This is a genomic window from Streptomyces physcomitrii, from assembly GCF_012273655.1.
GTDB lineage: Bacteria > Actinomycetota > Actinomycetes > Streptomycetales > Streptomycetaceae > Streptomyces > Streptomyces physcomitrii.
On sequence record NZ_JAAWWP010000032.1, the window covers coordinates 37,724 to 52,801 of the forward strand.

General features: G+C 72.6%; 12 protein-coding genes. 10 read left to right on the forward strand and 2 right to left on the reverse strand.

Going from position 1 to position 15,078, the window contains the following annotated elements; translation table 11 throughout:
• Window positions 1-227: 227 nt before the first annotated feature.
• A complete protein-coding gene (locus HFV08_RS29745) occupies window positions 228-1,628 on the forward strand; it encodes a PhoX family protein (RefSeq protein ID WP_168543686.1) in 1,401 nt (466 codons plus the stop codon).
• Window positions 1,629-2,021: 393 nt separating this feature from the next.
• On the opposite strand, the gene HFV08_RS29750 is transcribed toward HFV08_RS29745, so the two are convergent.
• A complete protein-coding gene (locus tag HFV08_RS29750; RefSeq protein WP_107071306.1) occupies window positions 2,022-2,471 on the reverse strand; it encodes a metallopeptidase family protein in 450 nt (149 codons plus the stop codon).
• Window positions 2,472-3,165: 694 nt separating this feature from the next.
• Here HFV08_RS29750 and HFV08_RS29755 point away from each other — a divergent pair.
• From HFV08_RS29755 to HFV08_RS29795, 8 genes are all read left to right on the forward strand, one after another.
• Window positions 3,166-3,543, forward strand: a complete 378-nt coding sequence (locus HFV08_RS29755; protein WP_168543687.1) for a DUF3499 domain-containing protein — start codon at window positions 3,166-3,168, stop codon at window positions 3,541-3,543.
• A gap of 275 nt (window positions 3,544-3,818) precedes the next feature.
• On the forward strand, window positions 3,819-5,219 hold the full coding sequence (locus HFV08_RS29760) for a phosphomannomutase/phosphoglucomutase (RefSeq protein ID WP_168543688.1): 1,401 nt from the start codon (window positions 3,819-3,821) through the stop codon (window positions 5,217-5,219).
• 566 nt (window positions 5,220-5,785) lie between these two features.
• Entirely contained in the window at window positions 5,786-5,956 is a 171-nt protein-coding gene (locus HFV08_RS29770) for a Trm112 family protein (protein WP_168543689.1), read from the forward strand.
• Between the two features lie 152 nt (window positions 5,957-6,108).
• Window positions 6,109-7,236, forward strand: coding sequence for an SIS domain-containing protein (locus HFV08_RS29775; RefSeq protein WP_168543690.1), 1,128 nt, complete (start codon window positions 6,109-6,111; stop codon window positions 7,234-7,236).
• 288 nt (window positions 7,237-7,524) lie between these two features.
• Window positions 7,525-8,676 (forward strand): mannose-6-phosphate isomerase, class I, encoded by a 1,152-nt coding sequence (gene manA / locus HFV08_RS29780; RefSeq protein WP_168543691.1) that lies wholly within the window; start codon window positions 7,525-7,527, stop codon window positions 8,674-8,676.
• A gap of 169 nt (window positions 8,677-8,845) precedes the next feature.
• Entirely contained in the window at window positions 8,846-9,826 is a 981-nt protein-coding gene (locus tag HFV08_RS29785; protein ID WP_168543692.1) for a cation diffusion facilitator family transporter, read from the forward strand.
• Window positions 9,827-10,243: 417 nt separating this feature from the next.
• Complete coding sequence (ahcY, locus tag HFV08_RS29790; protein ID WP_168543693.1) at window positions 10,244-11,701, forward strand: adenosylhomocysteinase; 1,458 nt, start codon at window positions 10,244-10,246, stop codon at window positions 11,699-11,701.
• A 189-nt stretch (window positions 11,702-11,890) separates the two neighbouring features.
• The gene (locus HFV08_RS29795; RefSeq protein ID WP_168543694.1) at window positions 11,891-12,505 is read left to right on the forward strand and encodes a hypothetical protein; all 615 of its coding nucleotides are present in this window, start codon (window positions 11,891-11,893) and stop codon (window positions 12,503-12,505) included.
• A 43-nt stretch (window positions 12,506-12,548) separates the two neighbouring features.
• Here HFV08_RS29795 and HFV08_RS29800 read toward each other — a convergent pair whose 3' ends face one another.
• Window positions 12,549-13,550 carry an RDD family protein gene (locus tag HFV08_RS29800; RefSeq protein ID WP_168543695.1) on the reverse strand — a complete coding sequence of 334 codons (1,002 nt, stop codon included), beginning with the start codon at window positions 13,548-13,550 and terminating at the stop codon, window positions 12,549-12,551.
• 119 nt (window positions 13,551-13,669) lie between these two features.
• On the opposite strand from HFV08_RS29800, the gene HFV08_RS29805 reads away from it, so the two are divergent.
• The gene (locus HFV08_RS29805; RefSeq protein WP_168543696.1) at window positions 13,670-14,677 is read left to right on the forward strand and encodes a stage II sporulation protein M; all 1,008 of its coding nucleotides are present in this window, start codon (window positions 13,670-13,672) and stop codon (window positions 14,675-14,677) included.
• The last annotated feature ends 401 nt before the right edge of the window (window positions 14,678-15,078 follow it).

Sequence of the window (15,078 nt, forward strand, 5' to 3'; positions counted from 1 at the left end):
AGGGGATCAGGACGCGCGGCTTTCGCGGCGGACGGTGCGGCTTCCGCGGTGGACCCTGCGGCTTCCGCGGTGGACACGGGGGACGGTGCGGCGGAAACCGGTCGGCTCCGCGCCCGGTCGCCGGCACTGCGCATGTGACGGGGGTACGCACCTGGTTCCCGTGGGACGGACCGCGTGATACACACGGGCGGGTCCGGATTCCTGTCCGCCAGCAGGAGGTACGCCCGATGTCCGCACCGTCCGGGGCCACGCCCCACTCCAGCCCGTCCACCCCGTCCCGGCGCCAGCTCCTGGCCCGTACCGGTGCGGTGGGCGCGGGAATCGCCTTCACCGGCGCGCTCGGTGAACTCTTCGCCGGTACCGCCGCCGCCCACTCGCCCGGCAAGGGCGGCTACGGCCCCCTGGTCCCCGACCCCAAGGGCCTCCTCGACCTGCCCAAAGGGTTCCGCTACAAGGTGCTCTCCCGCGAGGGCGAGCCCCTGCGCTCCGGCGAGGGCCCGGTCCCCAGCAACTGCGACGGCATGACCGCGCTGCCCGGCCGCCACGGCCAGGTCCACCTGGTGCGCAACCACGAGAACCGCGCCGACGGCCGGGTCCCGGTGCCGGTGATCGACGGCCTCACGTACGACCCGATGGGCAAGGGCGGCTGTACCGCGCTCACCCTCGACCGGCACGGCGAGGTCCGCACCGAGCGCGTCGGCATCGCCGGTACCGCGGTCAACTGCGCGGGCGGGCCCACCCCTTGGGGCACCTGGCTCACCTGCGAGGAGACCGAGGACAAGGCCGGCACCAACGGCTACACCAAGGACCACGGCTTCATCTTCGAGGTCGACCCGGTCGACCCGCACCGCTCCGGCGCCGTCCCGCTCACCGCGATGGGCCGCTTCCAGCACGAGGCCATCGCCATCGACCCGCGGCGCGGCATCGTCTACGAGACCGAGGACGCCTTCGAGAAACCCTTCGGCCTCTTCTACCGCTTCCTGCCCGAGAAACCCCACGGCGGCCTCGGCTCGCTGCGCGCCGGGGGCACCCTTCAGGCGATGCGGGTACCCGGCGTACCGGACCTCTCCGCGGTGCAGGAGACCGGCACCGTCTTCAAGCACATCGAGTGGGTCGACGTCCCCGACCCGCTGGCCACCGCCACCCCCATCCGCTTCCAGGACTTCGGCGCCGGCGGCATCACGCACGCCCAGAAGCTGGAGGGCTGCTACTGGGGCGGCAGTTGCGTCTACTTCGTCTCGTCCTTCGCCCACAGCGACGAGGGCTCGGCCGCGGACCACTACGGCCAGGTCTGGCGGTACGACCCCAGCCGCCGCACCCTCACCCTGGTCATCGTCTTCGGCCCCGACACCGACGTCCAACTCCCGGGCGAGTCCCCGGACAACATCTGCCTGGCCCCCTCCGGCGGCCTGATGGTCTGCGAGGACGGCGAGGGCGGCCAGCACGTCTTCGGCCTGACCCGCAAGGGCGAGGTCTACCCGATGGCCCGCGGCCGCCAGAACATCGGCACCCCCGAGGAACCGGAGTGGGGCGAGTTCGCGGGGGTCACCTTCGCCCCCGACCACAAGACGATGTTCGTGAACGTGTACACGCCGGGGACTACGTTCGCGGTCACGGGGCCGTTCTGAGTCAGGGGCGGCCCTGAGCCGGAGACCGTTCTGAAGTCAGGGGCCGTGCTGAGTCGTCAGCGTCAGCGGCCCGTACTGAGGTCCGGTTCATACTGAGGTCAGGCTCGTTCTGGGGTCTGGCTCGTTCTGGGGTCAGGCTCGTTCTGAGGTCAGGTGCTGGAGTGCTCTGACTGCTTCAACTGCTCTGACTGATCCGGTCGGGAACGTGAGCCGACTGCGAGGGCGGGGCCCGCTGGGTGCGGGCCCCGCCCTTCGTCGGGTACGGGGCCCGGCCAGGGGGCCCGGCGTCGGTGTCGGGCTGGAGTCTGTGCCGGGCTGGGATCGGTGCCGGGCTGGAGTCCGGTGTCAGCGTCAGGCTGAGGTTCGGTGCCGGCGTCAGGCTGAGGCCCGGTGTCAGTCCTCGCCGTAGCGGGGGTCGACGGTCTCGGGGGTGAGGCCGAGCAGCTCGGCCACCTGCTCGACGACGACCTCGTGCACCAGCTCGGCCCGCTCGTCGCGGCTCTTGGTACGGATCTCGATCGGCCGCCGGTAGACGACCACCCGCCCGGGGCGCCCGTCCCGGGCCGCGGAGATACCGCCGAGCGGCACCGACTGCCCGTCCCAGTCCTCGGCGCCGCTGTCCAGACGCGGCACCTCCAGCACCAGGAAGTCGACCTCCGCCAACTGCGGCCACCGGCGCTCGAGACGCTCGACGGAATCCTGCACGAGGTCGGCGAAGACCTGCGCGCGCGGCGCGGAGAGCGGCACCTGAGGAGGTGCGACGGGGCCGCGCATGCCCCTGCCGTGACGGTCACGGCGACGGGGCCGCGGCTCGGTGGGGGGCGGCGGTACGGGGTTGTCCATCACCGACGAAGCGTAGTCCCCGGGGAGGGGGAGCGCTGGGTGGGTGGGGTGGAGGGGGCGTGGGAGTGACGGGGTGTGGGAGGGGTGGGGGTGCGGATGTCGACTGAGGTGGGGGATGACTGGCGGGCGGCGGGCGGCGGGCGGCGGGCGGCGGGTGGCGGGTGGCGGGTCGCAGGTGACAGGTGACAGGTGTCGGGTGACAGATAACGGATGACAGATAGTGATATCCGTCATCCGTCATCTGCCACCTGTCATCCGTCGCCCGGGTTCCTCATCGCCCCATCCCTCGTGTGCCTCGCCTGTTCATCTGCCGCCAGTCCTCCGCCGCTGACCATGGCCGCCTGCCGCCTGCCGCCTGCCGCCTGCCGCCTGCCGCCTGCCGCCTGCCGCCTGCCGCCTGCCGCCTGCCGCCTGCCGCCTGCCGCCGGTCACCGGCTCCCGGTCACCGGCCACCCCGCCCTCCCCGAACTCGATCGCATATCAGTCCCGACCCTCCCGCCGCCCGCTCTTCGCCGGATCCCGGCCCGGGCGGCACGGCGTGGCCGACGCCTCCGCCGCCTCCCGTACCGCGTCACGCCAGTTCAGCGCCGCGTGTCCGGCCGGCGCCGGTCCGCGCCCGTGGGGTACGACACGGTGGGGTGACCTCGGGGAGAGTCGTCGCGGCCCGCTCAAGAGTGCGGTACCGTCCAACGTCGTGAGCCCTGTACGTCGTTGTTCGCGCACCGCATGCGGCCGTCCTGCCGTAGCGACGCTGACGTACGTCTACGCCGACTCGACCGCGGTCCTCGGCCCGCTCGCCACCTACGCCGAACCGCACTGCTACGACCTCTGCTCCGAGCACTCGGAACGCCTCACCGCCCCCCGCGGCTGGGAGGTCGTCCGGCTCGCCGAGGCCTCGGGCCCGAGCCGCCCCAGCGGCGACGATCTGGAAGCCCTCGCCAACGCGGTCCGCGAGGCGGCACGTCCCCAGGAGCGCGCCGCGGAGGCGGGCGGGAACCCGACCCGCGCCGCCGACCCGATGGAGGTCGCCCGCCGCGGCCACCTGCGCGTACTCCGCTCCCCGGACTCCTGACCCCGCGCACGTTTCCGAAGGCATACGTTTACCGCTCGGGCGTGTTTCCTGGCCGGGTACTTTTGCGGGCCCTCCGCTTACGCACTCGTGAACGCATGGCGCGACGTACCGAGTTGCCCGCTTTGTAAGCGTCCCGCATGGGGTGTTATCCGCCGATACCTCAGGTGAAGTACCGTCAGGCGGCGCTGCCGACAACGTCACAGTGACCGGGAAGCGGAACCGGGTAGCTTGTGCCCTGACCGCAGGGACCGCAGGAACTCCAGAAGGGCTCGGCCGTGGCTGTTGCTGATCTTTCGCAGCTCGTGAAGGCTTACGACGTACGCGGGGTGGTCCCGGACCAGTGGGACGAGTCGCTGGCCGAGCTGTTCGGCGCGGCCTTCGTCCAGGTGACCGGCGCGGAGGCGATCGTCACCGGACACGACATGCGGCCCTCCTCGCCCGGCCTCGCCCGCGCCTTCGCCCGGGGCGCCGCCGCCCGGGGCGCGGACGTCACCGAGATCGGGCTGTGCTCCACGGACCAGCTGTACTACGCCTCCGGGGCGCTCGACCTGCCGGGCGCGATGTTCACCGCCTCGCACAACCCGGCCCAGTACAACGGCATCAAGATGTGCCGCGCCGGGGCCGCGCCGGTCGGGCAGGACACCGGACTCGCCGATATCCGCGCGCTCGTCGAGGGCTGGCAGGACGGTGGTGCCCCCGCGCCCGCCGCCACCACGGGCACCATCACCCAGCGGGACACCCTCGGCGACTACGCGGCCCATCTGCGCTCGCTCGTCGACCTCACCGGGATCAGGCCCCCGGCGAGCGGCGCCAAGGCGGCCGGGGACAAGGTCAAGGTCGTCGTCGACGCGGGCAACGGCATGGGCGGCCACACGGTGCCCACCGTGTTCGAGGGCCTGCCGATCGACCTCGTACCGCTGTACTTCGAGCTCGACGGCACCTTCCCGAACCACGAGGCCAATCCGCTCGACCCGAAGAACATCGTCGACCTCCAGCAGCGGGTCCGCGAGGAGAACGCCGACCTCGGCCTCGCCTTCGACGGCGACGCGGACCGCTGCTTCGTCGTCGACCAGAACGGCGACCCGGTCTCCCCGTCCGCCGTGACCGCGCTCGTCGCCGCCCGCGAACTGGCGAAGAACGGCGGCACCGGCACCGTCATCCACAACCTGATCACCTCCTGGTCCGTCCCGGAGGTGGTACGCGAGAACGGCGGCACCCCCGTCCGCACCCGGGTCGGCCACTCCTTCATCAAGGCCGAGATGGCGAAGACCGGCGCGATCTTCGGCGGCGAGCACTCCGCGCACTACTACTTCCGCGACTTCTGGAACGCCGACACCGGCATGCTCGCCGCCCTGCACGTCCTCGCGGCACTCGGCACCCAGGACCAGACCCTGTCCGACCTGGTCGCGCAGTACGACCGCTACGCCAGCTCCGGCGAGATCAACTCCACCGTCACGGACCAGGCCGCCAGCGCCGCCGCCGTGAAGTCGGCCTACGAGAGCCGGGACGACGTCACCCTCGACGAACTCGACGGCCTCACCGTCACCGCCGCCGACTGGTGGTTCAACCTCCGCGCCTCCAACACCGAGCCGCTCCTGCGCCTCAACGTCGAGGCCCGCGACGAGACCACGGCGGCGAAGGTACGGGACGAGGTGCTGGCTCTGGTGAGGGGCTGAGGCGCGGGGGCCGGGCGGCTGGTCGGGGGCGCGGGAGCCGGGCGGTCGGTCGGGGGCGGTCGGGGCTGCGGGAGGGGCCGCTCGGGGCGAGGGGTTGGATTGGGCCGGTGCCGGTGCCGGTGCCGGTGCCGGTGCCGGGGCTGGGGCTGGGGCTGGGCCGGAGCTTTGCCGGAGCTGCGCGGGTCGATCGGAGTGCGGCGGGGCGGGCGGTTGCCTCCGGAGCCGGGGGTAGTGGAGTGGAGTCGGCGCGCTGCTCGGCGGCGGCCGGGCTGCCGGAAGCCGGGCACTGAGAGTCAGGCACCGGTTATCAAGTGACAGATAACGGCTGACAGATGACGGATGACAGATAGTGAAATCCGTCATCTGCTATCTGTCAGCCGTCAGCCGTCAGCCGTCAGCCGTCAGCCGTCACCCGCCACCCGCCATCCGTCCCCCGGGCCCCCGCCTCCTCCCCTCCTCGCCCCTAACCCCCTCCCGGCCCACCCCCACACCCCACCCCTCACAGCGGTACCCTGGCCAGGCCGCGTGCTGCGGCTCAAGTGCTGCTCCTTTGAAGGGACGACCCCATGCCGCTGGAAGCCGGCCTCCTGGAGATCCTCGCCTGTCCGGCCTGCCATTCCGCGCTCGACGAGCGGGACAGCGAACTGGTCTGCACCAGCAAGGAATGCGGCCTCGCCTACCCCGTGCGCGACGACATCCCGGTGCTGCTGGTGGACGAGGCGCGCCACCCCGCCTGAGCGCGCCCGCACGGCCTCCCCGAGCCGCCTCGGGGACCCCGTCGTACCGCCGCAGGCACCCCGTCGCAGAGGCCGGCTCCCGGCCCGAGGCCCCGGACCCGGCTCCCGCCACTCCAGCCCGCCCCGACCCACGGCCCAGGAAAGGCCCCGCCATGCTGGACGAAACGCTGCTGGAGGACCCCGAGGCGCTCGCGCGTGCCGACCGGCGCGGCCTGCTGCGCGGGGCGGCCGAGGCGGGCGCCCGGGTGCGTACCGCCGTACGGCACGCCGCCGAGGCCGGGGTCACCGAGCTGAAGCCCGAGGGGCGCCCGCGTGCCGTACTGATCGCGGGTCCGGGCGCCGCCGCGATCTGCGTGGGGGACCTGCTCGGCAGGCTGGCCGGGGTCGGCTGCCCCGTGACCCGGCTGCACGCCACCGGCGTCGCCCCCGCCCCAGGCGCCCTGCGCTGGACGCTGCCCGGCTGGGCGGGCCCGGTGGACGTCCTCCTGCTCGCCACCCCGGACGGTTCCGAGCCGGGCCTCGCGCTCCTCGCCGACCAGGCGTACCGCCGCGGCTGCAACGTGGTCGCCGTGGCGCCCCAGGACTCCCCGCTGCGGGAGGCCGTGGAGACGGCGCACGGACTGTTCGTACCGATGGCGACCGCCCCGTACGAGGAGGAAGAGGTCGGGGCGGCCTCCGCGCCCGGCGCGCTGTGGGCCCTGCTCACGCCGCTGCTCGCGCTCCTCGACCGTACGGGCCTGATCAGCGCGCCCGCCGAGGAGCTGGCCCGCGTCGCCGACCGGCTCGACGAGATCGCGCAGCGCTGCGGCCCCGCCATCGCCACCTACCACAACCCGGCCAAGACGCTCGCCGCCGAACTCGCCGACTCGCTGCCGCTGATCTGGACCGAGGGCCTGTGCGCGGGTCCGGCCGGGCGGCGCTTCGCCGGGGCGCTCGCCGAGCTGGCCGGCCGCCCCGCGCTCGCCGCCGAGCTGCCCGAGGCGCTGCCCGCGCACGGCGCCCTGCTCGCCGGGGTGCTCGCCGCGGGCGGCGACCCGGACGACTTCTTCCGCGACCGGGTCGAGGAACCGCAGGCCATGCGCGCCCGGGTGGTGCTGCTGCGCGACGCGCTGAACGGCGGTCTCAGCGCCGCGCCCGCCGCGCGCGAGCTGGCGCTCGGCCACGACACCGCCCTCAGCGAGCTGGAACCCGGCGAGGGCGGCGAACTGGAACGGCTCGCGGAGCTGATCGCCATCACGGATTTCGCCGCCGTTTACCTGGCGCTCGCCTCCGGGGTCTGATCTTGACGGCACCGGGCAGCTGCTCCACCGACGGCACCCCGCACCGGTCCGTGGCACCGCCGCCGCGGACCTGCCCGACCCCGCACCAGGCGCCCGCCGCGGCACGCGAGACCTCCACCGCCGCGCCCACGGCGCACTGACCCGCGCCCGACCTCCGGCACCCCGCCCCCCTTCCCACAGCCCCCTCCTCACCGTCCACTCCGGTCCACCCCTCCGCCCTTCCGGCCCAGCCCTCCCCGCCGCCCCCCGCAGAACTCGCCCCCGCGCCCCTCCGCAGAAAGAGCCCGCATGTACCGCCTCGCGAACTCCGTCCGGCCCTACGCCTGGGGCTCGGTCACCGCCCTCTCGCAGCTGCTCGGCGTGGAGCCGAGCGGCGAGCCGCAGGCCGAGATGTGGATGGGCGCGCACCCGGGGGCGCCCTCGCGCACCGAGGCAGGACCGCTCAACGAGGTCATCGACGCCGCCCCCGAGGCCCTGCTCGGCGAGGCCGCGGTCGCCAGGTTCGGCCCCCGGCTGCCCTTCCTCCTGAAGCTCCTCGCGGCGGGCGCCCCGCTCTCCCTCCAGGTCCACCCGGATCTCGACCAGGCCCGGGCGGGCTTCGCGGCGGAGGAGCGCCGGGGCGTCCCGCTCGACGCCCCGCACCGCAACTACAAGGACGCCAACCACAAGCCCGAACTCCTCTGCGCCCTCACCCCCTTCGAGGGGCTGTGCGGCTTCCGCGAACCCGCCGCCGCGGCCCAACTGATCGCGGGCCTCGGCGTCGACTCCCTCAAGCCGTACGTGGACCTGCTGCGCGCCCACCCGGAGGAGGCCGCGCTGCGCGAGGTCCTCACCGCCGTGCTCGGCGCCGAGCGCGAGGAGATGGCCGCCACCGTCACCGAGGCCGCCGCCGCGGCCGAACGCCTCGGCGGCGACTACGCCCCGTACGCCACCCTCGCCCACCACTACCCCGGGGACCCGGGCGTCCTCGCGGGGATGCTGCTCAACCACGTCACCCTCCAGCCGGGGGAGGCCCTCTACCTCGGCGCGGGGATCCCGCACGCCTATCTGGACGGTCTGGGCGTCGAGATCATGGCCAACTCCGACAATGTGCTGCGCTGCGGCCTCACCCCCAAGCACATCGACGTTCCGGAGCTGCTGCGCATCGTCCGCTTCGAGGCGGGCGAGGCGGGCGTACTGCGCCCGGAGGCCGGCCCGGACGGCGAGGAGGTCTACGCGACCCCTATCGAGGAGTTCCGGCTCTCCCGCTTCGTCCTGTCCGAGGACGGCGCCGCCCGCGACCTCGCCACCGCGCTGCCGCAGATCCTGCTCTGCACGGCGGGCCGGGTCCGGGTCGGTGAACTGGCCCTCGGCCCGGGCGAGTCGGCCTTCGTGGTCCCCGGCGAAGCGGCCGAAGTGTCCGGAGACGGCACGCTTTTCCGGGCCACCGTGGTCGCCTGAGACGCCGATCCGGAACCGCCCTGCCGACCCGGCCCCCCGGGTGGAGCCGAGGCTGCAAGAATGGCCCCTCGCAAAGGTCCGGCAAAGCCGGAACGGCGACCGCAAGGCGCGGCCGGGCACGCCAGGGGCGGGCGGCCGCGCGTCACGTACGAAGGGACTTCGGGAACACATGAGTGCTTCAGGCGGCACCAAGGCGATCGTGGCGGCACTGGGCGCCAACCTCGCCATCGCGGTGGCGAAGTTCGTGGCGTTCCTCTTCAGCGGATCGTCCTCGATGCTCGCCGAGTCGGTGCACTCCCTCGCGGACTCCGGCAACCAGGGCCTGCTCCTCCTCGGCGGCAAGAAGGCCCAGCGCGAAGCCACCCCGCAGCACCCCTTCGGCTACGGCCGCGAGCGCTATATCTACGCCTTCCTCGTCTCCATCGTCCTCTTCTCGGTCGGCGGCATGTTCGCGATCTACGAGGGCTACGAGAAGATCAAGCACCCCCACGAACTGGAGCACTGGTACTGGCCGGTCGGCGTCCTGGTCTTCGCGATCATCGCCGAGAGCATCTCCTTCCGTACCGCGATCAAGGAGTCCAACCTCCTGCGCGGGAAGCTGAGCTGGTCGCAGTTCATCCGCCGCGCCAAGGCCCCGGAGCTGCCGGTGGTGCTCCTGGAGGACTTCGGCGCGCTGGTCGGTCTGGTCCTCGCCCTCGGCGGCGTCGGGCTGGCCCTGGCGACCGGCGACGGCGTCTGGGACGGCATCGGCACCCTGTGCATCGGTGTCCTCCTCATCGTGATCGCGATGGTGCTCGCCGCCGAGACCAAGTCGCTGCTCCTCGGTGAGGCCGCGGGCACCGAGGACGTCGCGAAGATCGAGAAGGCGGTCGTCGACGGGGAGACGGTCACCGGCATCATCCACATGCGCACGCTCCACCTCGGCCCCGAGGAACTCCTCGTGGCCGCCAAGATCTCGGTGCGCCACGACGACACCGCCGCCCAGGTCGCCGAGGCCATCGACGCGGCCGAGGCCCGTATCCGCGACAGCGTCCCGATCGCCCGCGTCATCTACCTGGAGCCCGACATCTACAGCGCGGCCGAGGCAGCCGCCGGCGCCTCCCCGGAGGCCTCACCCGGCGGCCCCGCCAAGGACGCCCCCGGCCACTGATCTCAGGCCGCACGGCGGGCACTTCCCGCCAAGCTCGACTGTGGCTGTCCTCACTCCACCTCCTCCTCCGCGCCGCGAGGCCCGTCGCGCGCCTGCGGCCCCGACCGTCTCGACCAGCGATTTCGCCCCGAGTGCCGCCACCACCCGGCGTCCCACCGGGGCTCCGGCTCCCGGGTCCGCCGCCGCGGGCGGGGCACGAATTCCCGGAGCGGGCTGGGGTCGGCCGGGCCGATCGGTGTAGATTCGTGACCAGAGCCAGACGTCGCTGCTGATGGCGGTCGGGCGACCCGCGACGCGGGCCGGCCGAGGGAGAGAGGGCCTCCGACGGACTGCTTTGCGCGCGCCCGGCCACAGTTGTGTCCGCCGCCGCTCAGCCAGCCGTACCCACCCTCGACCCATCACGAGGAGCAGCTCGACATGACCACTGTCGACAACCGACAGGACTTCAAGGTCGCCGACCTTTCCCTGGCCGAGTTCGGCCGCAAGGAGATCACTCTCGCCGAGCACGAGATGCCCGGCCTGATGTCGATCCGCAAGGAGTACGCCGCCGCGCAGCCCCTCGCGGGCGCGCGCATCACCGGCTCCCTGCACATGACGGTGCAGACCGCCGTCCTCATCGAGACCCTGGCCGCCCTGGGCGCCGAGGTCCGCTGGGCCTCCTGCAACATCTTCTCCACCCAGGACCACGCGGCCGCGGCCATCGCCGTCGGCCCCGAGGGCACCCCGGACAACCCGCGGGGCATCCCCGTCTTCGCCTGGAAGGGCGAGACGCTGGAGGAGTACTGGTGGTGCACGGAGCAGGCGCTGACCTGGCCGGACACCCCCACCGGCGGCCCGAACATGGTGCTCGACGACGGCGGTGACGCCACGCTCCTCGTCCACAAGGGCGTCGAGTACGAGAAGGACGGCAAGGTCCCCGCCGTCGACACCGCCGAGAACGACGAGCACCGCGTCATCCTCGAGGTGCTGCACCGCACCATCGGCGAGAACCCGCAGAAGTGGACCCAGCTCGCCTCGGAGATCCGCGGCGTGACCGAGGAGACCACCACCGGCGTCCACCGCCTGTACGAGATGCACCGCGAGGGGACCCTGCTGTTCCCCGCGATCAACGTCAACGACGCCGTCACCAAGTCGAAGTTCGACAACAAGTACGGCTGCCGCCACTCCCTGGTCGACGGCATCAACCGCGCCACTGACGTCCTCATCGGCGGCAAGACGGCCGTGATCTGCGGCTACGGCGATGTCGGCAAGGGCTGCGCGGAGTCGCTGCGCGGCCAGGGCGCCCGCGTGATCGTCACCGAGATCGACCCGATCTGCGCGCTGCAGGCGGCGATGGACGGCTACCAGGTCGCCACGCTCGACGACGTGGTCGAGACCGCCGACATCTTCATCACCACGACCGGCAACAAGGACATCATCATGGCCTCGGACATGGCCAAGATGAAGCACCAGGCGATCGTGGGCAACATCGGCCACTTCGACAACGAGATCGACATGGCCGGTCTCGCGAAGATCGACGGCATCGTCAAGGACGAGGTCAAGCCGCAGGTCCACACCTGGACCTTCCCCGAGGGCAAGAAGATCATCGTGCTCTCGGAGGGCCGCCTGCTCAACCTGGGCAACGCGACCGGACACCCCTCCTTCGTGATGTCCAACAGCTTCGCGGACCAGACCCTGGCCCAGATCGAGCTGTTCACCAAGCCCGACGAGTACCCGACCGACGTCTACGTGCTCCCCAAGCACCTCGACGAGAAGGTCGCCCGCCTCCACCTGGCGTCCCTCGGGGTCAAGCTGACGACGCTTCGCCCGGAGCAGGCCGCGTACATCGGCGTCGAGGTCGAGGGCCCGTACAAGTCGGACCACTACCGCTACTGACGGCCGCGCCGCCGATCCCGGGCATCCCGGCCCGGGATCCGGTGGACGACCGCCCCGCACAGGCCCCCGCCCGCACCGGTGGGGGCCTGTGCCCGTCAGCGCACCGCTCCGGCCGCGCGCCGACCGCGCGGCCACGGCCCACCGCACACCCGCGAGCCGGCCCAGCAGGCCGAGAAGGACCCGCACCCCATGCCCCGCGGCCGCTACTCCCTGCACGATCCCCACGACCACACCCCCCTCGGAGAAGAACGCTTCCAGTGCGCCCCCGGGCCCTCCGGCTGGCGCTATGTCTCCCGGCTCACCGCTCCCGACGGCAGCCCCACCGGCTCCGTCGACCTGGCGCTCGACGCGCTGGGCCGCCCTATTCGGCTGGAGGCGCACGCCTTCGAGTGGCAGGTGAAGGGCGCCGCCATCGACGGCGTCACCTGGGTACGCACCGACCCCACCGGCGCCCACGCCACCGAGGGCAACGCGCCCGCCCACGCCTTCACCGGCACCTCTCCGGCCTTCCTCATCGCCACATCCCGCCTGCTCGACCTCAGCCCCGGCGCCCCCGCCACCCGCGTCAGGCTCCTCGCCCTCACGGATCCGGTACTCGCTCCGCGCACCCTGGACCAGTCCTGGGCGCTGCTGAGGAGCGAAGCACACCCCACTGACAACGGGACCCTCACGGTGGACACGTACCAGGTCACCGCCCTGGACACCGGTGAGCAGGCGGAGGTCCACCTCGCCGGGGACGTGGTCCTCGCGGCCCCCGGAATCGAGCTGGAAGACCTGGAGTCACCGCCCTCGGTCTTCACCTGAACCGACGGAACCGACCGCGCGACCGGGCCGCCTCAGCCCGGACTCATGCGGGCGGCGCGAAGCCCGTCCCCGAGGCAGGACGCCCCTCCGAAGCGGGACGATCCGCAGGCGCGGCACTGGGCGCGGGCGGGGCTGCGGGCGCCGGAGGCATGGGGTTCGCCTGCGGGGCAGGCGGCTGGTGAGCGGGGCGCGGCTGCGACGGTCGGCCCTGTGGCGCGGGCGCATCCGGCCGGCCCGGCTGCGGCGCTCCGTACGGCGCGTTGGTGTGCGGCTGGGGCGCGTGCGGTGCCCCCGCACCACCCCCGAAGGCCCGATGCGCGTCCCGCGTCTGCCGTTCCTGGAGGACCCCCGCCAGATACATCGCGGGCGGCATCCCCGGCGGCACCGGAGCCCCGGTCCGCGCCGCGACCTCGTCGGCGAGCCGCCCCGCCATGGACCAGCTGATCTGCCGGTCGAGCTGCCCCATCCGCCCCAGGTACTGCCGTACGCCCAGCCACAGCTGTTCCGGCACCCCGGACAGGTCGAGACCCGTGAACAACGCGGCCACCTGCGGGGGCGGCGGCGCCACAAAACCCGTACGCGCCACGGGTATCCGCTCCCGCACCACCAGCGTCCCAGCGAAGACGTCGCCGAGCCGCCGCCCGCGCGCCGAGACGAACGAGGCGATGCAGGCCACCACACCCATGGTCATCAGGATCTCGACCACACCCATGGCCCCGCGCACCAGCGCGTGCCGGAACCGGATCGGCCCCCCGTCGTCCCGTACCACCCTCAGGCCGAAGGCGAGCTTGCCCAGCGAACGGCCGTGGCTCAGGGTCTCCACCGCGATCGGCACACCCACGAGCAGCAGCAGGAACGAGGCCACGGCTATCGCCGCCTGCGCGGCCTCGTCGAGCGAGGCGGTCGCCGCGGCGAGGGCGAGGATCAGGACGACATACACCGTCAGGGCCACCACCAGGTCGAGCAGCACCGCCAGCGCACGGCTCGGCAACCGGGCAGGCCGCAACTCCAGCGCCACCGCCTCACCCGTCACGAACTCCGTCATGCCCCCGCCGCCCTTCCGCCCTGGCCTGCCCCTCGCACGGCCAGTCTGCCAAGCTGAGGCGCACCGCGCCCCATGCCGGACCCCGCAGTCCCCTGCCGGACGAGGAGGAGCAGCCGCAGATGGACCTCGACGTCTTCGTCGCCGCCCACCGCCAGGAGTGGGACCGGCTCGACGCGCTCCTGCGCCGCCGTCGCCGCCTGACGGGCACCGAGGCGGACGAACTCGTCGCCCTCTACCAGCGTGCCGCCACCCACCTCTCACTGATCCGGTCCAGCGCCCCCGACCCCCAGCTCACCGGCCGGCTCACGCAGCTCGTCGCCCGGGCACGCAGCACCGTCACCGGCACCCGCCGAGCCTCCTGGCGCGATGTGACCCGCTTCCTCACCGAGGGGTTCCCCGCCGCCGTCTACCGCAGCCGCCGCTGGTGGGTGCCGACGGCCCTGCTCTCCACGGCCCTCGCCGCCCTGCTCGGCTGGTGGATCGGCACCCACCCCGAGGTCCAGGCGACCATCGCGGCCCCGGACGAGCTCCGCCGGATGACCCGACCCGGCGGCGAGTACGAGACGTACTACTCCAGCCATCCCGCCACCTCGTTCGCCGCCCAGGTCTGGACGAACAACGCGCAGGCGGCGGCGATGTGCCTCGTCCTCGGCGCCTTCCTGTGCCTGCCGGTCGTCTGGATCCTCTTCCAGAACATGCTCAACCTCGGCGTGGGCATCGGCCTGATGTCCTCCGCGGGCCGCCTGGACACCTTCCTCGGCCTGGTGCTGCCGCACGGCCTGCTCGAACTCACCGCCGTCTTCGTCGCCGCCGGTACGGGGCTGCGCCTGGGCTGGACCGTCATCGACCCCGGGCCGCGCACCCGCCGCACCGCCCTCGCCGAAGAGGGCCGCTCCGCACTGGGCATGGCGGTCGGCCTGGCCCTGGTGCTCTTCGTCTCCGGCGCCATCGAGGGCTTCGTGACCCCCTCCGGTCTGCCGACCTGGGCCCGGATCACGATCGGGGTCGCGGCCGAGGCGGCCTTCCTGCTGTACGTGTGGATCCTCGGCCGCCGGGCCGTGCAACTCGGCGAGACGGGTGACGTGGAGGAGGCCGAACGCAGCGCCACGGTGCCGCTCGCTGCCTGATGTGCATCGGCAAGCCGCGAGCTGCTAGTCTCCTCTTCGCCGCACGGACTCCGTTGACACGGAGCGCGTGGGGAGGTAGATTCGAACAGTTGCCTAGAGCACGGCAGTGACTGCCAGCTCGGTGGTACTTGAGAAAATCTATAAGGCTCCGCGGAAGTCACTTCCATCGGAGCCATTCCGATTCAGTCAGAACAGACCACCGGTCAATCCGGTGGAAAACCTCTGATAAAGTCGGGTCCACCGAAAGGAAGCCGGAAGGCGACTGAATAGGTACGGCTCTCCAACGGCCACTGGATGAAATACGGACCGGAAATCGGGACGGAAAGCGTCTGGTAAGGTTGGAAACACCGAAGGGAAACGCCCGGAGGAAAGCCTCGGCTGAATGGTCGGGGTGAGTACGA